Genomic DNA, 23,655 nt, shown 5'->3' with positions numbered 1-23,655 from the left:
CGCCTTACGGCACGAATGTCGTGAACAGGTAGATTGCGAACAGCATCAGGTGGATCACCCCCTGCAGCACGGTGGTGCGGCCGTTCGCCAGCGTCTGCGACGCAACGATCAGTGACAGGAACAGCAGCACCGCCGACTTGGCGTCGAGTCCGAGACTGATCGGCAAGTCGGTAACAATCGACAATATCGCGACTGCCGGAATGGTCAGACCGATGGTCGCAAGCGCCGAGCCGAGCGCGAGATTGAGGCTGGTCTGGAGCCGGTCGGCCTTCGCCGCGCGCACGGCTGCCAAGCCCTCCGGCGCAAGGATCAGCGCCGCGATCAGCACGCCGAGCACCGCCGGCGGCGCGCCCCAGTCGGCGAGCAGCGCGCCCATGACGGGCGACAAATTCTTGGCGAGCAGGACGACCGCGAACAGGCTGGCGAGCAGCAGCGCGCCCGACATCGCGGTACGCTGCATCGTCGGGGGTGCGGCATGGGTGTCGGGCTCGCCGTCGCCATCGACGTCGGCGTCGGCTTCGGGAAGGAAATAATCGCGGTGGCGGACCGTCTGCACCAGCGCGAAGGTGCCGTAGAGAATGAGCGACACCGCCGCGACGAAGCCGAGTTGCGTCGCCGAATAGAAAGGACCCGGCACGCTCGACGTGAAATTGGGGAGGACCAGCGTAACGACGGTGAGCACGGTCAACGTCGCCAGCGCCGCGCCGATTCCGGTGCGTTGGAAGCGTTGTTCATGGTGGCGGATCGCACCACTGAGCAGACACAGCCCCATCAGGAGGTTGAGGATCACCATGACCGCCGCGAACACCGTGTCGCGGGCCAGCGTCTGTGCCTTTTCGGGTTCGGCCTGCATGAGGGTGAGGATCAGTCCGACCTCGATCACCGTCACCGCGAGCGCGAGGATCAGCGTCCCGAACGGCTCACCGACGCGGTGCGCGATCACCTCGGCATGGTGGACCGCGGCGACGACCGCACCCATCAGGATGATCGCGACCATCCACGGATTGAGCCCCATGCCGAAACTCGCCATCGCAGCGAGAAAGCCGAGGATCGGAAAGAGGTCGTTGGTGCGGTCGGCGAGGCGGAGTTTCGAGGTCATGGGACTTCTATTGCAGCCCCCTCCCCCGCTGACTACCCCCGGCTACGCAATTAATGTACGCGAACGGGCAATCCGGCAGCGGCAAGCCGCGCGTGCGCCTCGGCGATCGTCGCCTCGCCGAAATGGAAGATGCTCGCGGCAAGCACCGCACTCGCCCCGCCTTCGACGACCCCCGCGACCAGATGGTCGAGACTGCCGACACCGCCCGAGGCGATCACCGGCACGCTGACCGCGTCGGCAATCGCGCGGACGAGCGCGAGATCATAGCCGTCCTTGGTGCCGTCGCGGTCCATGCTGGTGACGAGCAGTTCGCCCGCGCCGAGTTCGGCGAGGCGGACGGCATGGTCCAGCGCGTCGATGCCGGTCGGCTTGCGGCCGCCATGGGTGAAAATCTCCCACCGGCCGTCTTCGACCCGGCGCGCGTCGATGCTGCCGACAGCGCACTGGCTGCCGAAGCGGTCGGCGATGTCGGCGACGAGCTCGGGCCGCGCAACTGCGGCGCTGTTCACCGCAACCTTGTCGGCGCCCGCCAGCAGCAGCGCCCGCGCATCGTCGGCGCTGCGCACCCCGCCGCCGACGGTCAGCGGCATGAAGCAGACCTCGGCGGTGCGACCGACCATCTCGAGCAAGGTCCCGCGCCCTTCATGGCTTGCCGAAATATCGAGGAAGCACAGCTCGTCGGCCCCCGCCGCGTCATAGGCGCGCGCCGCCTCGACCGGATCGCCGGCATCGCGCAGGTCGACGAAGTTGACGCCCTTGACGACGCGGCCGTCGGCGACGTCGAGACAGGGAATGACGCGGACGCGGACGGTCACACTGCCCCCGCCGCGATCGCTTCGGCGAGATCGAGCCGGCCGTCGTACAGCGCGCGCCCGGTAATCACGCCCTCGATCCCGTTCGCGACATGCGGACGCAGCGCATGGATATCGCCGATATCGGCAACTCCGCCGCTCGCGATCACCGGAATGGCGACCGCCTGCGCCAGTGCGACCGTCGCCTCGACGTTGCAGCCCTTGAGCAGGCCGTCGCGGCCGACGTCGGTGAACAGCAGCGCGGCGACCCCGGCATCTTCGAAACGGCGCGCGAGATCTTCGACACGCACGTCGGACACATCGGCCCAGCCCTCGGTCGCGACCATGCCGTCGCGCGCGTCGACGCCGACGACGATGCGGCCCGGAAGGTCGCGCGCGGCGGACTTCACGAATTCGGGGTCCTTCAGCGCGGCGGTGCCGATGATGACGCGTTCGACGCCGAGCGCGAGCCAGCGATCGACGCCTGCCCGATTACGGATACCGCCGCCGACCTGCACCTTGCCCGGAAAGGCAGCAATGATGCTCTCAACCGCCGCACCGTTGACGCTCGCGCCCGCGAAGGCGCCGTCGAGGTCGACGACATGCAGGTGCGACGCGCCCGCGTCGGCAAACAGCCGCGCCTGCGCCGCCGGATCGTCGCCATAGACGGTCGCGCGCGCCATATCGCCCTCGGCGAGCCGCACCACCTGCCCGCCCTTGAGGTCGATCGCGGGGAAGAGGATCAGGGGCGCCATGCGAGGAATCTTTCGAGGGTTGCGAGACCATAGGCCTGGCTTTTTTCGGGGTGGAACTGGACGCCTAGGATGTTGTCGCGGCCGACCGCCGCAGCGAACATTACGCTATGGTCACTGATGGCCAAGACCTCGCTCGGCCGTGCCGCTTCGAAGTAATAGCCGTGGAGGAAATAGGCTTCGCCCGGCGCAAGGACCGGGTGACATTGCCCCGCCCGCTCCTCGACCGCCAATTTTCCCGACTTCCCGTCAAACGGAACGACGTCATTCCAGCCCATATGCGGAAAACGATATCCGAAGCCCTCTTCGAAACGACGCACCGTGCCGCCGATCCAGCCGAGCCCCTTGTGCCGTCCATGCTCCTCGCCCGCGTCGGCAAGCAATTGCATGCCGACGCAAATGCCGAGGAAGGGGGCGCCCTCACCGCGTACCCGCCGCTCCAGCGCCTCGACCAGCCCGTCGATTGCCGACAGGCCGTTCATGCAGGCGGCAAAGGCGCCGACACCCGGCAACACGATCCGGTCGGCCTTCGACACGACGTCGGGGTCGGCGGTGACGGCGACATTCTCCGCGCCCGCCGCGACGAGCGCATTGTGCACCGAGCGGAGATTGCCCGCGCCATAATCGATGAGGGCGACGGCGCTCATGGAAAGCCCTTAAAGGACGCCCTTGGTCGAGGGAATCGCATCGCCCTTGCGCGGGTCGATCTCGACCGCCTGGCGCAGGGCGCGCGCGAGCGCCTTGTACATGCTTTCGGCGATGTGATGGTTGTTCTCGCCGTAGAGCATCTCGATGTGCAGCGTGATGCCCGCGGTCTGCGCGAAGCTGTGGAACCAGTGCGGGAACATCTCGGTGTCCATCTCCCCCAGCCGGGGCTGCGAGAAGGACGATTTATAGACGCAGTGCGGGCGTCCCGAAATGTCGAGCACGCAGCGCGTCAGCGTTTCGTCCATCGGCGAATGCGCCTCGCCGTAGCGCGCAATACCACGCTTGTCGCCGAGCGCTTTCGCCACTGCCTCGCCGAGCGCGAGTGCCGAATCCTCGACCGTGTGGTGCTGGTCGATATGCAGGTCGCCCTTCACCTGCATCGAGATATCGATCAGCGAGTGGCGCGACAATTGCTCGACCATATGGTCGAGGAAACCGATCCCGGTGGACACCGAATAATCGCCCGTTCCGTCGAGATTGACGGAAATCGCGATATCCGTTTCCTTGGTCGTGCGCTGGACAGTGGCGGTACGCATGAGACGCCCCATAGCAGCGACTTTTCGCCATGCAAGGTGACTCTCCCCCCTTGACCGGCACGCGCGGCCCGTTCATCCCCCTTCGCCATGAGTGACGACGTCCGCGACAGCCTGATTCCCTATGACGAAATCGTGCAGGATGCGCTGCGCGCCGTGGTCGGCCGCGTGCTGAGCCAGATCGAGGGGCATGACAGTCTGCCCGGCGAGCATCATTTCTATATCACCTTCAAGACGCAGGCGCCCGGCGTCGACATTCCGGCGCATCTGATCGCCAAATTCCCCGACGAGATGACGATCGTCCTCCAGAACCGTTTCTGGGACCTGAAGGTGGCCGACGATCATTTCAGCGTCGGCCTGTCGTTCAACCAGACGCCGTCGATCCTCGTCATTCCCTATGCGGCGATCACCGCGTTCGTCGATCCGTCGGTCGATTTCGGGCTGCAGTTCCAGGTCAGCGACGACGATATGGCCGAACCCGAACCGCATGACGAAGCCGACAACGACCGGCCCGAGGTTACGACCGAGGACGGATCGAACGTCGTGACGGTGGATTTCGGCAAGAAGCGCTGAGCGCGTGGGCGGCCCAGCCTGGCCCCCCAGCCGTTTCTGGCAATATTGGGCCCTCGCGGGGATGCTCGTCCTGACCGCCGCCTTCTGGTGGGGGGTCGAGGGTTATGCACTGACGCAGAGCAATTTCCCGCGCGGACAGATTGCCGACGGGCTGCTCCGCTTCACCGTACTGATCCTGACCCCGGCGCTCGTGATCGCCTGGCTCGCTGCGGGATGGTTGCGGCGCCGGGTGGGCGAAACCGGATATTGGCAACTGCTCGGCATCGTCGCGATGATCTGGGCCGGCGGCGTGCTGGTGACGAGGATGCTGGTGACATGAACACACGAACCGAGAGCGACAGCATCGGCGACATCGCGGTTCCCGCAGATGCCTATTGGGGCGCGCAGACCGAACGCAGCCGCCACAATTTCGCCTTTCCCGCGCACGAGCGCATGCCGCTGCCGATCGTGCATGCGCTCGCACGGATCAAGGGCGCCGCGGCGCGGGTCAATCGCGCGCACGGCCTCGACGCCGGCGTCGCCGAAGCGATCGCCGACGCGGCGGATGCGCTGGTCGCGGGCGGATATGACGACCAGTTCCCGCTCGCCATCTGGCAGACGGGAAGCGGCACCCAGTCGAACATGAACGCGAACGAGGTGATCGCCGGGATCGCCAACGAAAAGCTCGTCGGCACACGCGGCGGCAAGTCACCCGTCCACCCCAACGACCATGTCAACATGGGCCAGTCGTCGAACGACAGCTTCCCGACCGCGCTCCACGTCGCAGTCGCGGTCGAGACGACGGCGCGGCTGCTGCCGGCGCTCGCCGAACTGACCGATGCGCTCGCCGCCAAGGCCGAAGCGTGGACCGATATCGTCAAGATCGGCCGCACCCATTTGCAGGATGCGACGCCGCTAACGCTGGGGCAGGAGTTTTCGGGCTATGTGGCGCAGCTCGTCGCGTGCCGCGCCCGGATCGAAAGCGCGCTGACGCACAATATCTGCAAGCTAGCGCAGGGCGGCACCGCGGTCGGCACCGGGCTCAACGCTCCCGCCGGTTTCGACGTCGCGATCGCGGCGGAACTGTCGCGCAGCACGGGAATCGCCTTCGAACCCGCGGAGAGCAAGTTCGAGGCGCTGGCGTCGAACGACGGGCTCGTCTTCTTCTCGGGCGCGCTGAATACGCTGGCGGTTGCGCTGACCAAGATCGCCAACGACATCCGCCTGCTCGGTTCGGGGCCACGCGCGGGGCTCGGCGAACTCGACCTCCCCGCCAACGAACCCGGCAGCTCGATCATGCCGGGCAAGGTCAACCCGACCCAGTGCGAAATGCTGACGATGGTCGCGGCGCAGGTGATCGGCAATCATCAGGCGGTCACCGTCGGCGGGCTGCAGGGCCATCTCGAACTCAATGTCTTCAAACCGCTGATCGGATCGAACGTGCTGCGCTCGATCGAACTGCTCGCTATCGGCATGGCGGGGTTCACCGAACATTGCGTCGTCGGGATCGAGCCCAATCGCGCCCGTATCGACGACCTCATGAACCGCTCGCTGATGCTCGTCACCGCGCTCGCGCCCGAGATCGGGTACGACAAGGCGGCGAAGATCGCCAAACATGCGCATGAAACGGGCAGCACGCTGAAAGAAGCGGCGCTTGACCTTGGCTATGTCGACGCCGAAACCTTTGACCGGGTCGTCGATCCGCGGACAATGCTGGGGCCGGAAAACCAGGGAACCGGTGCCGATCCTGCGGATTGATAGGAGAGAAGGAGAGACGAGATGATGGGACGGATCATCGGCGGGATGCTCGGTAGCGCGATCGGCCGCCAGAAAGGCAATCATGGCATCGCCGGTGCAGTGATCGGCGCGGGCACGCTGTTCGCGGCGCGGCGCCTGTTCCCGCAGCGCTATGCGGTGCTCGCGGCGACGGTTGCGGCGGGCTATCTCACCAAGAAATGGGCCGAACGCGCCGAAGCGCGCAAGGCAGCCGAGGAAGCGCATGCGATGGACGCTGCGCTGGGCAATGCCGGGGTCGTCGATCCCTATGCGGGGATCACAAATGAGCCGACCGATGGCGAGACGATCGGCGATGCCCTGCCGCCCGCCATCCCGCTCGATGCCAACGGACGCAGCGCGGCGCTCCACTGACGGTCAGCCGCCCGCCTGCCACTCCTTGATCGCCTCGACCGGCGAGACGAGCATCAGCACGTTGAGCGTCAGATTGTCGCGGATCGCCCACAGCGTGAACAGTTCGAAGACGATCGCGAGGCCTAGCGTCGCCCACCAGCGCATCCGGCTCGCGGCGAGGAAGCCGAGCATCATGAACAGCGTGTCGCTGACCGAATTGAGGATCGAATCGCCGGCGTAGCCATAGGCCATCGTCACCTCGCGATAGCGGTCGATGATGATGCTGGAATTTTCGAGGATTTCCCACGCGCCCTCGATCCCGATCGCCAGCGCCAGCGCCACCCACAGCGGCCGGCGCGGGATCAGCCAGCGCGACAGGCCGTAGAAGATGAAGCCGTGGATGACATGGCTGAAACTGTACCAGTCCGAAATCTGCTGGCTGTTCTGGTTCGACTGGACGACGCCATGCCACAGGCTGACGGTGCCGCACGGACAGATCGGCGGGCGTCCCATCGCGAACAATATGGCGGTGAACAGCGTTAGCAGCGCCGCCGCGACCAGCCAGCCCGTTCGTGAAATCCCCGCCATCCGCGCTGTCCTTCCCGCTTGACCGCTGCCGCTGGTCAGGCGAATAGCGCGCATGGCTGACAGCGTCCATCTCAACCGCCGCGGCGTGTTGTTCGTCCTCTCCTCGCCCTCGGGCGCGGGCAAGACCACCATCTCGCGCATGATGCTCGACGCGGACAGCGACATCGCGCTCTCGATCTCCGCGACCACGCGCCCGCCGCGCCCGGGCGAGGTCGACGGCGTCCATTATCATTTCGTCGACACCGAAACCTTCAAGAAGATGGCGGCCGACGGCGAATTCCTCGAATGGGCGCATGTCTTCGGCCATCGCTACGGCACGCCGCGCGCGCCGGTCGAAGAACTGCTCGCCGCGGGCAAGGACGTCCTGTTCGACATCGACTGGCAGGGCGCGCAGCAGCTCTATCAGGAGGCCGGCCCCGACGTCGTCCGCGTCTTCGTGCTGCCGCCGACGATGGAAGAGCTCGAACGCCGCCTGCGCAGCCGCAACACCGACAGCGACGCGGTGATCGCGGCGCGGATGGAACGCGCCGCGAACGAGATCAGCCACTGGGACGGCTATGACTATGTGCTGATCAACGACCATGTCGAAGGCTGTTTCGACGAGGTCCGCGCCATCCTGCGCGCCGAACGGCTGAAGCGGCGGCGCCAGATCGGCCTGATCGGCTTCGCGCGCGACCTGATCCGGTCGGTGCCGGATGCCGACAAAAAGCTCTAGGCGGGTTTCGCGAGCTTCGTTTCGAGTTCGGCGACCATCTCGGCGCGCAGCGGTTTCGCTTCGCCGTCAGTACGGCACACGACCACCGTGTCGCAGGTCGCGATCGCGCGGCCGTTCTGGAACATCGCCTGCACGATCGTCCAGCTCGACGTGCCGAACCGGCCGATCCCGGTCGCGATCCGCACCGGGTCTGGAAAATTGCCTTCGGCAAGATAATTGATCTCGACCGCCGCCACCATCGTCCGCTCGTTCGCGGGGCGCTCGCTCAGCGGGCGCACATCGCGGTTGAGCAGAACGCGGCCGCTTTCGAACAGCGCCGCAAAGGCCACATTGTTGAGGTGGCCGTTGACGTCCATGTCCTGGAACCGCGTCTGCAGATCGAGGTGGACGGGGTAGCTGGCGGCGTCGAGCCGCCAGCTTTCCGGTTTGGGCATATCAGCGCGGCGCCATGCGGATGCCGCCGTCGAGGCGGACGTCTTCGCCGTTGAAATAGCCGTTTTCGATCATGCACATGGCAAGATTGGCATATTCGTCGGGGTTGCCGAGCCGCTTCGGGTTGAGCACCGAGGCGCCAAGCGCATCGCGGACATTCTGCGGCGCGCCGGCGAGCAGCGGGGTGTCGAAGATGCCGGGCAGGATGGTGTTCACCCGGATATTCTCGTTATTGAGATCGCGCGCGATCGGGAGCGTCATGCCGACGACGCCGCCCTTCGACGCCGAATAGGCGGCCTGGCCGATCTGGCCATCCTCGGCCGCGACCGACGCGGTATTGACGATCGCGCCGCGGTCGCCGTCTTCCTGCGGATCGAGCGTCATCATCCCCGCCGCCGACTTGGCGATGCAGCGGAAGGTGCCGACGAGGTTGATCTGGATGATCCAGTTGAACGCATCGAGCGGGAAATGTTTGATGCTGCCGTCTTCCTTCGAACGGCTCGCGGTCTTGATCGCGTTGCCGGTGCCGGCGCAGTTGACGAGGATGCGCTCCTGACCATGCGCCTCGCGCGCCTTGGCGAAGGCGGCATCGACGCTGGCGTCGTCGGTGACGTTGCATTCGCAGAAAACGCCGCCGAGTTCGGCCGCGATCGCCTTGCCCTTTTCTTCCTGCAGGTCGAAGATCGCGACCTTGACGCCCTTGGCGGCGAGCGCGCGCGCCGTCGCAGCGCCAAGGCCCGAGGCGCCGCCGGTGACGACGGCGGATACGGTGGAATCGAGTTTCATGTCATTCTCCCTTAAAACGTCGCCCCCGCGAAGGCGGGGGCCGCTATCGAGGTAGCGCTAGGTTGCCAGCGGCCCCCGCTTTCGCGGGGGCGACGCCGATTTTCTGGTGGTTTACAGCCGTTCGATGATCGTGACGTTGGCCTGGCCGCCGCCTTCGCACATCGTCTGCAGGCCATATTTGCCACCGGTCGCATCGAGCACGCCGAGCAGCGTCGCCATCAGCTTGGTACCGCTGGCGCCGAGCGGGTGGCCGAGCGCGATCGCACCGCCATGGACGTTCAGCCGGGCATGATCCGCGCCAAGATATTTGAGCCAGGCGAGCGGCACGGGCGCGAAGGCCTCGTTGACTTCATAGGCGTCGATATCTTCGATTTTCATGCCCGCGCGCTTCAGCGCCTTTTCGGTGGCGAACAGCGGTTCTTCGAGCATGATCACCGGATCGCCCGCCGTCACCGACACATGGTGGATGCGCGCGCGCGGCGTCAGGCCGTGATCCTTCAGCGCCTGTTCGGAGACGATCAAGGCTGCCGAAGCACCGTCGCAGATCTGGCTCGACGAAGCAGCGGTGATCGAGCCGCCTTCCTGGAGCAGCTTGACGCCGGCGATACCTTCCAACGTCGCGTCGAAGCGGATGCCTTCGTCGACCAGATGGGTCTGGCGCCCCTCGGGGGTGTCGACGTCGACGCCGACGATCTCGCGCTTGAAATGGCCCGCTTCGGTCGCGGCCTTCGCGCGGCGGTGGCTTTCGAGCGCATAGGCGTCGAGGTCGTCCTTGCTGAAGCCGTGCTTCTTGACGATCATTTCGGCGCCCATGAACTGGCTGAACATGATGCCGGGATATTTTTCCTCGAGCCGCTCCGATTTATAATGGCCGAGGCCTTCCTTGATGAACAGCGTCGCGACGCTGCCCATCGGCACGCGCGTCATGCTTTCGATGCCGCTGGCGAGCACGATGTCCTGCGTTCCCGACATTACCGCCTGCGCCGCGAACATCATCGCCTGCTGCGACGAGCCGCACTGGCGATCGATGGTCACGGCGGGGATCGAGTCGGGCAGGTTCGACGCGAGAACGGCGTTGCGGCCGAGGTCCATCGTCTGCTGCCCGCCCTGCGACACGCAGCCGGTGATGACGTCGTCGATCTTCGACGTGTCGAAATCGTTGCGGGCGGCGATCGCATCGAACACCGCCGCGCCGAGATCGACCGGGTGAACGCCGGCGAGCTTGCCGCCACGCTTGCCGCCGGCGGTCCGGACCGCGTCGACGATATATGCATGAGCCATGGGAGAATTCCTTTCCTGCGATTTCAAACGATCAGAGCTTGCGCCCGATCAGTTCCTTCATGATTTCGTTCGTGCCGCCGAAGATCCGCGTCACGCGCGCCGCGCGCCACGCGCGGGCGATCGGATATTCGTTCATGTAACCCGCACCGCCGTGGAGTTGCAGGCACTTGTCCATCACCTCCCACTGCAGGTCAGTGTGCCACAGCTTCGCCGCGGCGCCCTCTTCGGGGGTCAGTTCCTTTTTCAGGTGCCGCGCGAGCGCCCAGTCGAGATGCGCCCAGCCGACCTGCAGCTTGGTCTTCAAATCGGCGAGGACGAAGCGCGTGTTCTGGAAATCGAGAACCGGCTTGCCGAATGCCTTGCGGTCGCGCGTGAATTCGACCGTGTCGTCGAACGCGCGCTGCGCCGAGGCCTGTGCCGACACCGCGATCGACAGGCGTTCCTGCGGCAGCTCGCTCATCAGGTAGATGAAGCCCTTTCCCTCTTCACCGAGGCAATTGGTGATCGGCACGCGGACGTCCTCGAAGAACATCTCCGACGTGTCGGCCTCGTCCTGCCCGATCTTGTCGAGGTTGCGGCCGCGCTTATAACCTTCGCGGTCGGCCTCGACGAGGACGATCGACACGCCCTTCCACGCCGGCTGCACCTCGGTATCGGTCTTGACGCAGACGAGGATCAGGTCGGCGTTCTGGCCGTTGGTGATATAGGTTTTCGACCCGTTGATGACATAATGATTGCCATCCTTCTTCGCGGTCGTGCGCATGCCCTGCAGGTCGCTGCCGGTGCCCGGTTCGGTCATGGCGATCGCGGTGATCACCTCGCCCGACACCATCTTGGGCAGCCAGTGCTTCTTCTGCTCTTCGCTGCCATATTTGACGATATAGCTGGTGACGATGTCCGACTGGAGCGAGAAGCCCGTCGTCACGCGGCCATAATAGGCGCTTTCCTCGTCGACGATCGCATTATAGCCAAAATCGAGGCCGAGCCCGCCATATTCCTCGGGCACCGTCGGGCACAGCATGCCGAGCTCGCCCGCCTTCGGCCACAGATCCTTGGGAACGATGCCGTCGTCGGCCCACTTCGCCTGATTCGGAGCGACTTCCTTTTCGAGGAACTGGCGCACCGTCGAACGGAAGGCTTCATGGTCCTCGCCATAGGCGGTGCGCGAGAGGTTATCGAGCGACATCTTTTTCCTTTCCCTTGGAGCAGCCGAACGCGAGCGGGGAGTCGGCCGCATCTTCCCGGCCAAAAGACCTTACGTTTACGTGCACGTCAAGTATAAAGACGCTACGGCAAGAAACTCTTTCGCGGTCACACTAGTTTCCTTCGTCATCCCGGACTTGATCCGGGATCCATTCATCCAGCGCCGGCGGGAATGGACCGCGGATCAAGTCCGGGGTGACAAGGGCGACCGAACGAATAACGAATAGGATTGCAGTCGCTGGGCAGCGCCGGCGCGCCGCGCTAACACCGCTTCATGGTCGATCTTCTCCTCGACGCCGGCGCACTGCTCGGCGAATCGCCGCGCTGGCACGCCGCCGAAGCACGCCTCTACTGGGTCGATATCGAGGGCCGCAAAATCCATCGCACCGATCCCGCCACCGGCGCCGACGAGGTCATGGCGCTCGGCCAGCAGGTCGGCTGCATCGCCCCGCGCGCCGGCGGCGGTCTGGTCGCGGCGCTCGAGGACGGCTGTGCGCTGATCGACGGCTGGGGCGCCGCGCCGCGCCCGTTCGGCCCGGCGGTGCTCGCCGGCAAGCCCGAACAGCGCTTCAACGACGGCTGCGTCGACGCTGCCGGGCGGTTGTGGGTCGGTAGCCTGACGAGCGACAAGGCGAACCCGGCCGCGACGCTCTATCGCCTCGACCCCGACGGATCGCTAATCGAAATCTTCGGCGGCCTTACCACCAGCAACGGCGCGGCGTTCAGCCCCGACGGGCGCATTTTCTATCACGCCGACACGCCGACCCACGCGGTCCGCGCCTATGATGTCGATCCGGCCACCGGGACATTGGGCGAAGGGCGTATCTTCCACCAGTTCGAATATGGGAACGGACGCCCCGACGGCGCCGCGGTCGATGCCGAGGGTTGTTACTGGTCGGCGCTGTGGGACGGCTGGCGCGTCGTTCGGCTGTCACCCGCGGGCGAGATCGTCCGCACGGTCGATCTGCCCGTCCAGCGTCCGACGATGATCGCCTTCGGCGGCGCGGACCTGCAGACCGCTTTCGTTACCAGCGCCGGCAAGAATCTGACCGACGAGGAACGGCGGGAGCAGCCGCATGCGGGCGGCGTCTTCCGCTTCCGGGTCGATGTCCCCGGCCTGATCCAGCCCGATTTCGGCGTTTAGGACCGGCTTGCACCCCACTGTCATATCGGGTTAAGGCACGTCCCATCATGGTTTCACGCGAAACCGCTTTCCCCGGGAGATCCTTATGCCGCGCTCTGCGCCCGCCGTCCGTCGCCGCCTGTCGATGATGCTTGCATCCACCGCGATGATCATGGGTTATACGATCATGGATATCCAGACCGCCTCCGCCGCCCAGCCCGCTCCGGCGCCCGGCGCCGCCACGCCCGCGGGCGACAATCCGATGCTCGCCAAATGGACCGGGCCGTTCGAGGGGGTGCCGCCGTGGGACAAGATGGACCCCGAACTGTTCCCCGACGCCTTCCAGAAGGCGATGGCCGAAACCAGGGCCGACGTGCAGGCGGTGATCGACAATCCTGCCGAACCGACCTTCGAAAACACCCATGTGCCGATGATGCTCGCCGGCGATACGATGGAACGGCTCTTCGCGCTGTGGGGCGTGCAGACGTCGAACAAGTCGAACGACCGCGTCGAGGACATCGACGCCGAATGGAGCCCCAAGCTCACCACCTTCTACACCGAGCTGTTCCTCGATCCCAAGCTCTTCGCCCGCTACAAGGCGGTGTACGACAAGCGCAATTCGAGCGGGCTCGACGCGCAGCAGATCCGCATCGTCGAGCGCAGCTATGACGAGATGGTGCGCGACGGCGCCAACCTGTCGGCCGCCGACAAGGCGAAGCTCGTCCAGATGAATTCGAAGCTGGAAGGCCTGTTCTCCGCCTTCTCGTCGAAGCTGCTCGGCGACGAAAAGCTCTACACCTTCGTCACCGACAAGAATGAACTCGCGGGGCTCGAACCCGGCTTCGTCGCCTCGCTCGCATCGGCTGCGGAATCGCAGGGCAAGCCCGGCCAGTGGGCGATCAAGAACACCCGGTCGTCGGCGCAGCCGGTGCTGCAGGGCGCGACCAACCGCGCGCTTCGCGAGCGCGTCTACAAGGCGTTTATCAGCCGCGGCGACAATGGCGACGCGAACGACACCAATGCGACGATCGTCGAGATATTGAAACTGCGCCAGCAGCGCGCCGAACTGCTCGGCTTTCCGACCCACGCACATTACCGCATGGCCGACACGATGGCGAAGACGCCCGAGGCGGCGATGGGCCTGATGATGAAGGTCTGGCCCGCCGCGGTTGCGCGCGTGAAGGAAGAGGTCGCCGATATGCAAGCGATCGCCGATGCCGAAGCCAAAGCCGGCAATGGCCCGAAAATCACGATCGAACCGTGGGATTATCGCTTCTACTCGGAAAAGGTCCGCAAGGCGAAATACGACCTCGAGGAAAGCGAGGTGAAGCCCTATCTCCAGCTCGACAAGCTGCGCGACGCGATGTTCTGGTCGGCCGGCCAGCTCTATGATCTCGGTTTCCGCGAGAATACCGGCACGATCCCGGTCTTCGACCCCAAGGTCCGCACGTTCGAAGTCTATAACCTCAAGACAAACAAGAATGTCGGGGTCTTCTACCTCGACAATTTCGCGCGCGACGGAAAGCGCTCGGGCGCGTGGATGACGACCTATCGCAGCCAGCAGACGCTTGGCGGCGAGCGCAATGTGCTGGCGTCGAACAACAATAATTTCACCGAAGCGGCAAAGGGCGAGCCGACGCTGATCAGCCTCGACGATGCGCAGACGCTGTTCCACGAATTCGGCCACGGCATCCATTATCTGCTGCAGCACGTCACCTATCCGGCGCTTGCCGGGGTGCCCCGCGACTTCGTCGAATATCCGAGCCAGGTGAACGAGAACTGGCTGATGACCCCCGAAGTGCTGTCGAAATATGCGACGCACTACAAGACGGGCGAGCCGATGCCGCAGGCGCTGGTCGACAAGATCCTTGCTTCCGACAAGTTCAACCAGGGGTTCAACACCGTCGAATATCTGGCGAGCGCGATCGTCGACATGAAGCTGCACGACCGCAAGACGCCGCCGGCCGACGTCGACGCGTTCGAACGCGAAACCCTCACCGAAATGGGCATGCCGAAGGAAATCGTCATGCGGCACCGCCTGCCGCAATTCGGCCACCTGTTCAGCAGCGACGCTTATTCGGCGGGCTATTACAGCTATCTCTGGTCCGAAACGATGGACGCCGACACCTGGGCTGCCTTCACCGAAGCGGGCGGCCCGTGGGACCGCACGGTCGCCGACAAGTTTCGCACCATCCTATTGATGACCGGCAACGAAACCGATCGCGCCGAAGCCTATCGCGCGTTCCGCGGCCGCGACCCCGATGTGTCGGCGCTGCTGAGGAAGCGTGGCTTCCCGACCGAATAGGGCGGGCGCAATCGACGAAAGAACAGAAGAATGAACAAGGGGGGCTCCGGGCCTCCCTTGTTTTTTGGGGTCCGGCGCAAGCCTGCGTCCTAGCCAATATGCTTGAAGATCCAGCCGATGCTTGCGCCGCCCGCGGGGGCGATGCCGGTGACGACGAGCTGTTCGCCCGGGTGCGGGCGGCCTTCGCCGTCGACCCACAGGCTTTCCTCGATTTCGAGCGCGCCTTCGGAGGTGCGGAACTGCCAGAGCGGCCCACCGGCGATGCGGAGCAGCGCGCCGAGCCGGTCGGCGGTCAGGCTGGCCGACAGATTGGGCCCGAGGTGGAAGCGCAGCGCAAAGCCCTTGTCGCCCTTGCGCCGCGTACGCGGGGCGGGGAGCAGCATGTCCTCGCCGCGCAGCTCGCGACCGTTGGGCGACAGGATCAACAGGCGGCGGTGGATCAGCCCGTGACGACGCGCATAGCCGTCGTGGCTCATCTCCAGCCGGCTGCCCTGCGGTGTTTCGCGGCGGTCGAGCTCGACCTCGGTCACTCCCTTGCCGAGCGAGCCATTGGCGAGGATCGCGGTCGAATTGCTGTCGGCGAGGATCAATGTCGAATGCGCAGCCGTAGTGCGCAGGCCGCGCGCCAGATCGGCGGGGATCGTCGCGCCGGTCAGCGCCGCGCCGCCGCAGTTGACGACGATGCGTTCGTCGCCGTCGCTGAGTTCGAAGGCGAGCGTCGAGGCGCAGCCCGCCTCGGTCACGCGGGCGATCGGCGGTGGCGCCGCGTCGGCGAGCAGCACGACCTTGTTGGCGACGAGCCGCTGATAGCCCCAGTCGCGCGCCTGCTTGAGCGGGCGGGTGCGGACGCCGCTGGCCCGGACGATCGCCTGGATGTCGCTCGCCGACGTCGCGCCGCTGCCCTGCCAGCTCCCCATCCCGCCATCGCTGTGGGTCAGGCCGAGCAGCGCGGGGACGGCGCGCGCCAGCACCTCCTGCACGAAAGGCGGCACTTCCATGCGGCGCATCTCGTAGATTTTGGCGAGCATCGACAGCGCCATGATCGCATCGAGCTGCGCCTGCGGCGAGCGCGAGATATTGCCTCCGTCGGCGTAGAAGCTCGTCTCGAGCACCTTGCGCAGCCCGGCCTCGCCGAACACCTGCCGCGGCTCGCCGCCGGGCATCAGCAGCGAAGCGGCGACGATGCCGACCCACGCGACCAGCTGGCCGACCCCCGGGCGCGTCTTGTCGGCGACGCGGTCGAGGTGGCGCGCCGCGCGGGCGAGATGATTGAGCACCGCCGAGCGGTAGATGAGGTCGCTCGACGACAGGATCAGCGGCGCGTGCGCGGCCCAGAACAGGATGCGCCAGCCGGTATTGTCGGCCTGCCACGCGGGTTCGCTGACTGCCTCGCCGTGCACGCCCAGCCATTGCCGCACCATCGTCTCGGCGATCGGCACGCCGTCGGACCGCGTGCCGGTGGCGGCGAGATCGCGCAGCCAGGCAAAGCTGTGCAGATAATCGGCAAAGGTGGGCACGACGTCGAGATTGGCGAAATCGAGTTCGTGGAGCGGCAGCTTGAGCCCGCGATGGAGGAAGTGGCCGGCGCGGATCGCCGTCCCCGCCCGCGTGTCGCCGGGCACCGGGTCCTCGGGAACGCCGAGCAGCTTGAGCGGGAAGCGGCCCTTGAGGCGGAAGGCGTGGAGCGGCGTGCGCCAGGTCAGCCGCGTAATCTGGTTGGCGATCCGGTCGCCGAGCGACAGTCCCTTGTCGGCGGGCAGGCGGATCAGGCGTTTGCCGGGCTCGATCGTATCGTCGAGCGCGTCGGCGTCGGCGGCGGCGTCCGGCTCATGATCTTTGGGAGCGATCACCGGCTTCACCATTCCTCAGGCGCCGCCGCGCAACCGCCGGATATTGTCGGCATAGGCATCGGGGCCGCCCTTGAAGGTCGCGGTGCCCGCGACGAGCACATCGGCGCCCGCCGCGATCGCCAGCGGCGCGGTGCCCGCGTCGATGCCGCCATCGACCTCGAGGCGGATGTCGCGCCCCGACTTGTCGATCATCTTGCGCACCGCCTCGATCTTGCGAAGCTGGCTGGAAATGAAGCTCTGGCCGCCGAAACCCGGATTGACGCTCATGATCAGGACCAGATCGATGTCGTCGATCAGATAGTCGAGCATCTTCGCCGGGGTGCCCGGATTGAGCGAAACGCCCGCCTGCTTGCCGAGCGACTTGATGTGCTGAACGGTGCGGTGGATGTGCGGCCCTGCCTCGGGATGCACGGTGATGATGTCGGCGCCCGCCGCCGCAAAGGCGTCGAGGAAATGATCGACGGGGCTGATCATCAGATGGACGTCGAAGGGCAGCGTCGAGTGCGGACGCAGCGCCTTTACCACCATCGGGCCGATCGTCAGATTGGGGACATAATGGCCGTCCATGACGTCGATGTGCACCCAGTCGGCGCCGGCGGTCTCGATGGCGCGCACCTCTTCGCCCAGCCGCGCAAAATCGGCGCTGAGGATCGACGGGGCGATGCGGACGGGGGCGGCTGGGGACGTTGATGGGTCGGCGGTCATGGACCGGCCTTAACCATCAACTTACCAGGGGGCAAGCGGCGGAAAGGCCCTGACAAGGCCGCATGCCACGAATATTCGCCGGGGCGACAAAAAAGCCTATCGCCAGTGCCAGCCGCCTGCGGTTTTGGCGCGATAAAGCGGCATCGGGGCGAGGCCGGCGATGATGACCGCGAACGGCAACAGGAGCGGTCGGCCCTGCAAGAGAACCGCCACGCCGGTGATCGACGCGATATGCAGGGCCAGCATCGCCCAGCCCTGCCAGGCGATCGGCATGCCGGTGCCATAGCCGCGACGCTTGGGACGGAACCACGCGCGGTCGTCCAGGATCAGATGGAGCATCTCAATTCTCCTTGGGCGGCCGGCCGCGCTTCGCGGGTGCCGGCGCCTTGACCGTCACGCCGCGCCGCGCGAGCGCTTCGCGGAGCAATACCTCGATTTCGGCATTGGCGCTGCGCAATTCGGCGGCCGCGATCCGCTCGATCGCCGCGTAGAGCGCGGGATCGAGGCGGAGTGCGAATGCTTTTTTGGCAGGCGCCGGCATGGTTCGTCTCGCTGGCCGGGCTCAGTAGAGCGAGCCGGCGTTGACCACCGGATGCGTGTCGCGTTCGCTGCACAGCACGACCATCAGGTTCGATACCATCGCGGCGCGGCGCTCGTCGTCGAGGTGGACGACGCCCTTGGCGCTCAATTGGTCGAGCGCCATCTCGACCATCCCGACCGCGCCCTCGACGAGTTTCTTGCGCGCCGAGATCACCGCTTCGGCCTGTTGGCGGCGCAGCATCGCACCGGCGATTTCCTGCGCATAGGCGAGATGCGTCAGCCCGCATTCGTCGACGGTGATCCCCGCGACGCTCAGCCGTTCGATCAGCGCCTTGCGGAGTTCGACCCCCACCTCGTCATGGTTGCCGCGCAGGGTGATTTCCTGATGCTCGATATCGTCATAGGGATAGCGCGAACCGATCGAGCGCACCGCCGCCTCGATCTGTGCCATGACGAATTCCTTGTAATCGTCGACATCGAACAAAGCCTGCGCGGTGTCGGTGACCCGCCATACCACCTGCGCCGCCATCTCGATCGGATTGCCGCGCAGGTCGTTGACCTTGATCTTGTCCGAAATGACGTTGTTGGCGCGGACCGCGATTTTCTTGCGCGACAGCCAGGGCAGGATCCAGCGCAGCCCTTCCTGCCGGTCGGTGCCCTTATAGGCACCGAACAACTGGATCGCCGCGGCCTCGTTGGGGTTGATGAGGTAAAAGCCGCAGAGGATGATCGTGCCGACGAAGGCGCTGACGCCCAGCACGACCCATTTCCATGCGACCTCGCCTCCCCCATTGATGTTGGTGATGAGCGCCCAGGCAGCGACGCCGAGCAGCGCCAGCCAGATCAGCAGCATCAGATAGCCGCTTTGCGTATTCGCGCGTGTCTCGCGACTGCGGTTCAGCGCGGGTGTTCCCGTATCGACCATATTTCCCTCCGAATCACTCGATATAATTATGATATCATATTTATATCGAATTGAAGCCGAGTCAATCGTGATCGCTGCGCCCGCATGCCGATGCCGGTCGCGACGGCCAACAGCTATTGTCGGACCCCGTGAAATTTTCCCGGACGCCAAGTTGCCGCCGATTTCGCCGACTTGCCCGACACCGCTTACCTTCTGTTGCAGTCGTGTGACAGTCGCGTAACACAGCGGTCACAGAGCGCTGTCACTGGCCCCCTCGACTCGCCGGGAGCCAACAGGCCCCGGCGATTAATCGCACTCCTCGGGGGACATCATGCACCAGCTTCGTACCGTTCGTTCACGCATCCTGCTCGGCACCTGCCTTTCGCTCGCCGCCGCCCTTCCCGTCACCGCGTACGCCGGCGACCTCACCGGGTCGGTAACCGACGCCAGCGACACGCGCGCGCTGCAGGGCGCGCAGCTTCGCATCGTCGAACTCGGCCGCGTCGCCGAAGCCGATCGCGACGGCAGCTTCCGCTTCGCCGACGTGCCCGCCGGCACCTATACGCTCGAAGCCCGCTATGTCGGCGCCGAACCGCGCACCCAGACGATCAGCGTCCCCGAAAGCGGCAATCTGAGCGTGAGGGTCGTCCTCGGCACCGACGACAGCATCCTCGTCCTCGGCCAGTCGGCGACGCAGGCGAGCGCGCTGTCGCGCCAGAAGGCCGCCGACGGCGTCGAAAGCGTGCTGACCCGCGACGCAGTCGGCCAGTTCCCCGACCAGAATGTCGCCGAATCGCTGCGCCGTCTGCCCGGCGTCAACATCCTCAACGATCAGGGCGAGGGCCGCTTCGTCTCGGTCCGCGGCCTCGACCCCGAACTCAACGCGACCTCGGTGAACGGCGTCCGCCTGCCCGCTCCCGAGAGCGATGTCCGCTCGGTCGCGCTCGACGTGATCTCGAGCGACAGCATCGAATCGATCGAGGTCAAGAAATCGCTGACCCCCGACATGGACGCCGACACGATCGGCGCGTCGATCGAAATCCACACGACCAGCGCCTTCGAGCGCCGCAAGAACCTGCTGACCGCAAAGGTCGAGGGCAGCTATAACGATTATTCGGACAAGCTGACGCCGAAGGGCAGCATCGATTTCGCGCAGCGCCTGTCGGACAATGTCGGCATTTCGGGCGGCATCTCCTATTATCAGCGCAAATTCGAGACCGACAATGTCGAGGCCGACGGCTGGGACGTGAATGACGACGGCCAGATCACGACCGAAGAGGTCAATTATCGCGACTATGACGTCGAGCGGAAGCGCCTGTCGGCGAACCTGAACTTCGATTTCCGCGTCGGTTCGTCGACCAAACTCTATGCCCGCGGCATCTACAGCCAGTTCGACGACCAGGAATATCGCCGCGAGACGAGCCTGAAGCTCGAGGATGCCGGCGAGATCACCGGCACCGGTGCCGACCTCGTCTACAGCGACGCCGATGGCGAAATCGGCGTCCAGCGCTCGCTCAAGGATCGCTTCGAACGCCAGCGCATCCGCAGCCTGACGCTGGGCGGCGAGACCGACAGCAACGGCTGGCACGCCAAATATTCGGTGAGCTATGCCAAATCGACCGAGCGCGAGAACGGCTCGATCGACCCCGCCAACTTCGAGCGGACCTTCGAGGACGAAGGCCTCGAACTCGGGCTCGACTTCGCCGACCCGCGCCGGCCGCGCTACACGGTCGGCGGCAGCGCCGGGGCGATCGCCGATTTCGCCGATCCCTCGCAATATGAACTCGACAGCGTCCAGGTCACCGGCCTGTCGGCTTCGCAGGACGAAGAATGGGGCGCCCGGTTCGATCTCGGCCGCGAATTCGTGACGGACGGCGGCAGCTTTACCGTCCAGGCGGGCGCCAAGGGCCGCTGGCGCGACAAGAGCTACAATCTCGAAACCCAATATTGGGAAATGGACGACCTGACGATGGCCGACCTCGTCGGCGGCCAGACCTATCGCATCACCGATATCTCGCCGGTGCTCGGCAAGAAGGTCGTGCGCCAGTTCTTCAACGCCAACCGCGACGCCTTCGAACTCAACGAACTCGACTCGCTGTTCGACTCGACCGTCGAGGATTATTCGGTGAGCGAGGACGTCATGGCGGGCTACCTGCTGGGCCGCTGGGACAGCGCGACGCTCCGCGTCATCGGCGGCGTGCGCTACGAGCATACGAAGAACGACATCCGCGCCAACACCGTCACGCTGATCGAAGAGGGCGGCGAACTGCCCGACGGATCGGAAGCCGAGGACGATACGGTCATCAGCGTGCCGAACCAGTTCAAGCGCAATTACGACCATTGGCTGCCGAGCCTGACCGTCCGCTGGGAGCCGCAGCAGAATCTCGTGCTGCGTGCGGCGGGCTACAAGAGCCTTGTCCGCCCCAAGCTGTCGAAGCTCGCACCGCGCTTCACGATCGAACAGAATGACGACAACGAGCGCGAAGGCGAGTTCGGCAACCCCGACCTCAAGCCCTATGAAGCGTGGAACTTCGATGCCGGGGTCGAATATTATCTCCCGAACAACGGCGCGCTTTCGGCGGGCGTCTTCTACAAGGATGTGAAGAACTTCATCGTCGACACCAACCTCGAGGATGCCGGCACCTATGACGGCATCGCCTATGACGAGGCGACGATCCCGATCAACGGCGACAGCGCCAAGATCTGGGGCCTCGAACTCAGCTATACGCAGGCGCTGCGTTTCCTGCCCGCGCCGTTCGACGGGCTGCTGGTCAACGCGAACTACACCTACACCGACGCGACCGGCCATGTGCCGATCGACGGCGACATCGCCGACCTGCGCAAGATTCGCCTGCCGTCGGCCTCGAAACACACGTTCAACGCGGCGCTGGGTTACGAAAAGGGCCCGGTCTCGCTCCGGCTTGCCGGCACCTATCGTTCCAAATATCTTGACGAGCTGGGCGACGACGCACCCGAGGATCGCATCATCGACAATCATTTCCAGCTCGACCTGTCGGCGAAATATGATGTCACCAAGCAGGTGCAGGTGTTTTACGAATGGGTGAATATCAACAATGCCAAATATTATGCCTACAACAATGTCGGCGCCCGGCAGAACCTGCTCCAGTTCGAGCAATATAAATGGACGATGAAGTTCGGCGCGCGGGTCAAATTCTGATGCCGCACCGTATCGCCCTGCCGCTGCTCGCGGCAGGGATGGCGCTCTGGGGCGGGCCCGCGCTTTCCGCCGAACCGGCGGCCGCGCGCTTCCCGATCGTGACGCAGACGGAGGATGGCGCCCCCATCCCCCGCTCTGCCGGCCTTCCCTACGCGCCGAAGAATCTTCCCGACCGCATCGTCCTGACGCCGGGCTCCGACCCGGCGCGGGAAATGGCGGTCGCCTTTCGCACCGACACCGCACAGGCCGAGTCCCGGGCCCAGATCGCGGTGTCGGTCGACGGGCCGACGCTCGAGGAAAAGGCAAGGCTGGTCGGCGGCAAGTCGATGCCCGTCGACAGCAGCTATGGCCGCGCCCTCTATCACCATATCCGTTTCACCGGCCTGACCCCCGACACCGTCTATACCTATCGCGTCAAGGGCGCCGCCGGGTGGAGCGAATGGTATCAGTTCCGCACCGCGGCCGACGACGCCAAGCCCTTCCGCTTCCTCTATCTCGGCGACATCCAGAACGGCATCCTCACCTATGCCAGCCGCGTGATCCGCCAGGCGTTCCACGCCAATGGCGACATCCGCCTCGTCGTTCACGCCGGCGACCTTGTCGCACAGCGCGACGACCTCGATCACGACGACGAATGGGGCGAGTGGAATCAGGCCGGCGGCTATAATTATGCGATCGTTCCGCAAGTGCCGGCGACGGGCAATCACGAATATGTCGACGATGTGCAGCCCGACGGCAGCGAGGTCTACCGGCTCGGCCCCTATTGGCCCGCGCAATTCGCGCTGCCCGCGAACGGCGCCGGTCCGGTAAAGGCAACGACCTATTATACCGATTATCAGGGCGTCCGTTTCATCGTCCTCGACGGCACCGCCGCGATCAACCTCGGATCGATGCAGGCGCAGACCGATTGGCTCGATCGGACGCTGGCGTCGAGCAAGGCGAACTGGAACGTCGTGCTGTTCCATCAGCCCGTCTTCACCTGCGCGCGGCCGAACGACACGGCGGAGATCAAGGCGGCGTGGAAGCCGGTGTTCGACAAGCGCAAGGTCGACCTGGTGTTGCAGGGCCACGACCATTGTTACAGCCGCCTGACGTCGGAAGCCGGCCGCGAGGCAAGCGCCCAGGCGCGCGCCGACGGCACGGTTCAGGGCCCGGTCTATCTGGTGTCGGTGACCGGGTCGAAAATGTACGCGCTCAACGACCGTACGCCCTGGCAGCCCGACAAGGTCGCCGAGGCGACCGAACTCTATCAGATCGTCGACGTCGACCCGAAGAAGATCCGTTTCCGCACCTTCACGGCGTCGGGCAAGCTTTACGACGGCTTCGACCTCGAACGGACCGGGGATGGCAACCGGCTCATCGAGATCGACGAACCGACGCTTGCCGCGCGGCGCTGTACGGGCGATGTCGGTCCCGATGGCGGCGCCTGCGTCGCACGGGCAAAATAGGGACTGTTTTCCGCGCTGCGGGGTTGCGATGCGGA

24 protein-coding genes are annotated in these 23,655 nt (G+C 65.3%); 9 read left to right on the top strand and 15 right to left on the bottom strand.

Annotated features, from left to right (window positions below; genetic code table 11):
• Positions 1-4 precede the first annotated feature (4 nt).
• The 5 genes from LH19_RS00540 to hisB are packed head-to-tail and all read right to left on the bottom strand — an operon-like array spanning position 5 to position 3,886.
• Entirely contained in the window at positions 5-1,099 is a 1,095-nt protein-coding gene (locus LH19_RS00540) for a calcium:proton antiporter (protein WP_054723980.1), read from the bottom strand.
• Positions 1,100-1,149: 50 nt separating this feature from the next.
• The gene (gene hisF, locus LH19_RS00535; protein WP_054723978.1) at positions 1,150-1,914 is read right to left on the bottom strand and encodes an imidazole glycerol phosphate synthase subunit HisF; all 765 of its coding nucleotides are present in this window, start codon (positions 1,912-1,914) and stop codon (positions 1,150-1,152) included.
• Positions 1,911-2,645, bottom strand: coding sequence for a 1-(5-phosphoribosyl)-5-[(5-phosphoribosylamino)methylideneamino]imidazole-4-carboxamide isomerase (hisA, locus tag LH19_RS00530; RefSeq protein WP_054723976.1), 735 nt, complete (start codon positions 2,643-2,645; stop codon positions 1,911-1,913). The genes hisF and hisA overlap by 4 nt, the downstream gene beginning before the upstream one ends.
• Positions 2,633-3,289: an imidazole glycerol phosphate synthase subunit HisH gene (gene hisH, locus LH19_RS00525; protein WP_054723974.1), complete on the bottom strand. Its 657-nt coding sequence runs from the start codon at positions 3,287-3,289 to the stop codon at positions 2,633-2,635. Before hisH ends, hisA begins: the two co-directional genes overlap by 13 nt.
• Before the next feature lie 9 nt (positions 3,290-3,298).
• Entirely contained in the window at positions 3,299-3,886 is a 588-nt protein-coding gene (gene hisB, locus LH19_RS00520; protein WP_054723973.1) for an imidazoleglycerol-phosphate dehydratase HisB, read from the bottom strand.
• Between the two features lie 87 nt (positions 3,887-3,973).
• Here hisB and LH19_RS00515 point away from each other — a divergent pair, with 87 nt between their 5' ends.
• The 4 genes from LH19_RS00515 to LH19_RS00500 are packed head-to-tail and all read left to right on the top strand — an operon-like array spanning position 3,974 to position 6,583.
• Positions 3,974-4,456, top strand: a complete 483-nt coding sequence (locus tag LH19_RS00515; RefSeq protein WP_054723971.1) for an SspB family protein — start codon at positions 3,974-3,976, stop codon at positions 4,454-4,456.
• Between the two features lie 4 nt (positions 4,457-4,460).
• Positions 4,461-4,775: a hypothetical protein gene (locus LH19_RS00510; RefSeq protein WP_054723969.1), complete on the top strand. Its 315-nt coding sequence runs from the start codon at positions 4,461-4,463 to the stop codon at positions 4,773-4,775.
• Positions 4,772-6,193 carry a class II fumarate hydratase gene (fumC, locus tag LH19_RS00505; protein ID WP_054723967.1) on the top strand — a complete coding sequence of 474 codons (1,422 nt, stop codon included), beginning with the start codon at positions 4,772-4,774 and terminating at the stop codon, positions 6,191-6,193. Before LH19_RS00510 ends, fumC begins: the two co-directional genes overlap by 4 nt.
• Positions 6,194-6,214: 21 nt before the next feature.
• Complete coding sequence (locus tag LH19_RS00500) at positions 6,215-6,583, top strand: hypothetical protein (protein ID WP_054723964.1); 369 nt, start codon at positions 6,215-6,217, stop codon at positions 6,581-6,583.
• A gap of 3 nt (positions 6,584-6,586) precedes the next feature.
• On the opposite strand, the gene LH19_RS00495 is transcribed toward LH19_RS00500, so the two are convergent.
• Positions 6,587-7,150 carry a DUF2585 domain-containing protein gene (locus LH19_RS00495; RefSeq protein WP_054723962.1) on the bottom strand — a complete coding sequence of 188 codons (564 nt, stop codon included), beginning with the start codon at positions 7,148-7,150 and terminating at the stop codon, positions 6,587-6,589.
• A gap of 52 nt (positions 7,151-7,202) precedes the next feature.
• On the opposite strand from LH19_RS00495, the gene gmk reads away from it, so the two are divergent.
• Complete coding sequence (gene gmk, locus LH19_RS00490) at positions 7,203-7,865, top strand: guanylate kinase (protein ID WP_054723960.1); 663 nt, start codon at positions 7,203-7,205, stop codon at positions 7,863-7,865.
• On the opposite strand, the gene LH19_RS00485 is transcribed toward gmk, so the two are convergent.
• The 4 genes from LH19_RS00485 to LH19_RS00470 form a co-directional block, all read right to left on the bottom strand.
• Entirely contained in the window at positions 7,862-8,299 is a 438-nt protein-coding gene (locus LH19_RS00485; RefSeq protein ID WP_054723958.1) for an acyl-CoA thioesterase, read from the bottom strand. The genes gmk and LH19_RS00485 overlap by 4 nt on opposite strands.
• Before the next feature lies 1 nt (position 8,300).
• A complete protein-coding gene (locus LH19_RS00480; RefSeq protein WP_054723956.1) occupies positions 8,301-9,083 on the bottom strand; it encodes an SDR family NAD(P)-dependent oxidoreductase in 783 nt (260 codons plus the stop codon).
• A 111-nt stretch (positions 9,084-9,194) separates the two neighbouring features.
• Complete coding sequence (locus tag LH19_RS00475) at positions 9,195-10,364, bottom strand: acetyl-CoA C-acetyltransferase (protein ID WP_054586424.1); 1,170 nt, start codon at positions 10,362-10,364, stop codon at positions 9,195-9,197.
• 31 nt (positions 10,365-10,395) lie between these two features.
• Positions 10,396-11,550 (bottom strand): acyl-CoA dehydrogenase family protein, encoded by a 1,155-nt coding sequence (locus LH19_RS00470; RefSeq protein WP_054723954.1) that lies wholly within the window; start codon positions 11,548-11,550, stop codon positions 10,396-10,398.
• Positions 11,551-11,841: 291 nt separating this feature from the next.
• On the opposite strand from LH19_RS00470, the gene LH19_RS00465 reads away from it, so the two are divergent.
• Positions 11,842-12,711 carry an SMP-30/gluconolactonase/LRE family protein gene (locus LH19_RS00465; protein ID WP_054723953.1) on the top strand — a complete coding sequence of 290 codons (870 nt, stop codon included), beginning with the start codon at positions 11,842-11,844 and terminating at the stop codon, positions 12,709-12,711.
• 85 nt (positions 12,712-12,796) lie between these two features.
• A complete protein-coding gene (locus LH19_RS00460; protein ID WP_054723951.1) occupies positions 12,797-14,995 on the top strand; it encodes a M3 family metallopeptidase in 2,199 nt (732 codons plus the stop codon).
• An 89-nt stretch (positions 14,996-15,084) separates the two neighbouring features.
• On the opposite strand, the gene LH19_RS00455 is transcribed toward LH19_RS00460, so the two are convergent.
• The 5 genes from LH19_RS00455 to LH19_RS00435 form a co-directional block, all read right to left on the bottom strand.
• Positions 15,085-16,857 carry a heparinase II/III family protein gene (locus LH19_RS00455; RefSeq protein ID WP_082395354.1) on the bottom strand — a complete coding sequence of 591 codons (1,773 nt, stop codon included), beginning with the start codon at positions 16,855-16,857 and terminating at the stop codon, positions 15,085-15,087.
• Between the two features lie 3 nt (positions 16,858-16,860).
• A complete protein-coding gene (rpe, locus tag LH19_RS00450; protein WP_054723949.1) occupies positions 16,861-17,550 on the bottom strand; it encodes a ribulose-phosphate 3-epimerase in 690 nt (229 codons plus the stop codon).
• Between the two features lie 96 nt (positions 17,551-17,646).
• Positions 17,647-17,889: a hypothetical protein gene (locus tag LH19_RS00445; RefSeq protein WP_054723947.1), complete on the bottom strand. Its 243-nt coding sequence runs from the start codon at positions 17,887-17,889 to the stop codon at positions 17,647-17,649.
• Between the two features lies 1 nt (position 17,890).
• Positions 17,891-18,091 carry a hypothetical protein gene (locus LH19_RS00440; protein WP_054723945.1) on the bottom strand — a complete coding sequence of 67 codons (201 nt, stop codon included), beginning with the start codon at positions 18,089-18,091 and terminating at the stop codon, positions 17,891-17,893.
• A 21-nt stretch (positions 18,092-18,112) separates the two neighbouring features.
• Complete coding sequence (locus tag LH19_RS00435) at positions 18,113-19,015, bottom strand: SPFH domain-containing protein (protein ID WP_054723943.1); 903 nt, start codon at positions 19,013-19,015, stop codon at positions 18,113-18,115.
• Between the two features lie 310 nt (positions 19,016-19,325).
• On the opposite strand from LH19_RS00435, the gene LH19_RS00430 reads away from it, so the two are divergent.
• Positions 19,326-22,172 carry a TonB-dependent receptor gene (locus LH19_RS00430; protein ID WP_054723941.1) on the top strand — a complete coding sequence of 949 codons (2,847 nt, stop codon included), beginning with the start codon at positions 19,326-19,328 and terminating at the stop codon, positions 22,170-22,172.
• Positions 22,136-23,620 (top strand): purple acid phosphatase family protein, encoded by a 1,485-nt coding sequence (locus LH19_RS00425; RefSeq protein WP_234716037.1) that lies wholly within the window; start codon positions 22,136-22,138, stop codon positions 23,618-23,620. Before LH19_RS00430 ends, LH19_RS00425 begins: the two co-directional genes overlap by 37 nt.
• Positions 23,621-23,655: the final 35 nt, after the last annotated feature.

This window comes from Sphingopyxis macrogoltabida (genome assembly GCF_001314325.1).
Classification (GTDB): Bacteria; Pseudomonadota; Alphaproteobacteria; order Sphingomonadales; family Sphingomonadaceae; genus Sphingopyxis; species Sphingopyxis macrogoltabida.
The sequence above is the reverse complement of the archived record's forward strand: the minus strand, read 5'-3'. Positions and strand labels throughout refer to the sequence as shown.

Bases quoted from the DNA above. Each gene is read 5' to 3' on its own strand.
- hisH (WP_054723974.1), bottom strand. From the start codon at position 3,289: ATGAGCGCCGTCGCCCTCATCGATTATGGCGCGGGCAATCTCCGCTCG.
- LH19_RS00440 (WP_054723945.1), bottom strand. From the start codon at position 18,091: ATGCCGGCGCCTGCCAAAAAAGCATTCGCACTCCGCCTCGATCCCGCG.
- LH19_RS00430 (WP_054723941.1), top strand. From the start codon at position 19,326: ATGCACCAGCTTCGTACCGTTCGTTCACGCATCCTGCTCGGCACCTGC.
- LH19_RS00485 (WP_054723958.1), bottom strand. From the start codon at position 8,299: ATGCCCAAACCGGAAAGCTGGCGGCTCGACGCCGCCAGCTACCCCGTC.
- hisB (WP_054723973.1), bottom strand. From the start codon at position 3,886: ATGCGTACCGCCACTGTCCAGCGCACGACCAAGGAAACGGATATCGCG.
- LH19_RS00425 (WP_234716037.1), top strand. From the start codon at position 22,136: ATGGACGATGAAGTTCGGCGCGCGGGTCAAATTCTGATGCCGCACCGT.
- LH19_RS00540 (WP_054723980.1), bottom strand. From the start codon at position 1,099: ATGACCTCGAAACTCCGCCTCGCCGACCGCACCAACGACCTCTTTCCG.
- LH19_RS00435 (WP_054723943.1), bottom strand. From the start codon at position 19,015: ATGGTCGATACGGGAACACCCGCGCTGAACCGCAGTCGCGAGACACGC.
- LH19_RS00500 (WP_054723964.1), top strand. From the start codon at position 6,215: ATGATGGGACGGATCATCGGCGGGATGCTCGGTAGCGCGATCGGCCGC.
- LH19_RS00470 (WP_054723954.1), bottom strand. From the start codon at position 11,550: ATGTCGCTCGATAACCTCTCGCGCACCGCCTATGGCGAGGACCATGAA.
- fumC (WP_054723967.1), top strand. From the start codon at position 4,772: ATGAACACACGAACCGAGAGCGACAGCATCGGCGACATCGCGGTTCCC.
- LH19_RS00465 (WP_054723953.1), top strand. From the start codon at position 11,842: ATGGTCGATCTTCTCCTCGACGCCGGCGCACTGCTCGGCGAATCGCCG.
- LH19_RS00515 (WP_054723971.1), top strand. From the start codon at position 3,974: ATGAGTGACGACGTCCGCGACAGCCTGATTCCCTATGACGAAATCGTG.
- hisA (WP_054723976.1), bottom strand. From the start codon at position 2,645: ATGGCGCCCCTGATCCTCTTCCCCGCGATCGACCTCAAGGGCGGGCAG.
- LH19_RS00495 (WP_054723962.1), bottom strand. From the start codon at position 7,150: ATGGCGGGGATTTCACGAACGGGCTGGCTGGTCGCGGCGGCGCTGCTA.
- LH19_RS00455 (WP_082395354.1), bottom strand. From the start codon at position 16,857: ATGGTGAAGCCGGTGATCGCTCCCAAAGATCATGAGCCGGACGCCGCC.
- gmk (WP_054723960.1), top strand. From the start codon at position 7,203: ATGGCTGACAGCGTCCATCTCAACCGCCGCGGCGTGTTGTTCGTCCTC.
- LH19_RS00480 (WP_054723956.1), bottom strand. From the start codon at position 9,083: ATGAAACTCGATTCCACCGTATCCGCCGTCGTCACCGGCGGCGCCTCG.
- LH19_RS00460 (WP_054723951.1), top strand. From the start codon at position 12,797: ATGCCGCGCTCTGCGCCCGCCGTCCGTCGCCGCCTGTCGATGATGCTT.
- LH19_RS00445 (WP_054723947.1), bottom strand. From the start codon at position 17,889: ATGCTCCATCTGATCCTGGACGACCGCGCGTGGTTCCGTCCCAAGCGT.
- rpe (WP_054723949.1), bottom strand. From the start codon at position 17,550: ATGACCGCCGACCCATCAACGTCCCCAGCCGCCCCCGTCCGCATCGCC.
- LH19_RS00475 (WP_054586424.1), bottom strand. From the start codon at position 10,364: ATGGCTCATGCATATATCGTCGACGCGGTCCGGACCGCCGGCGGCAAG.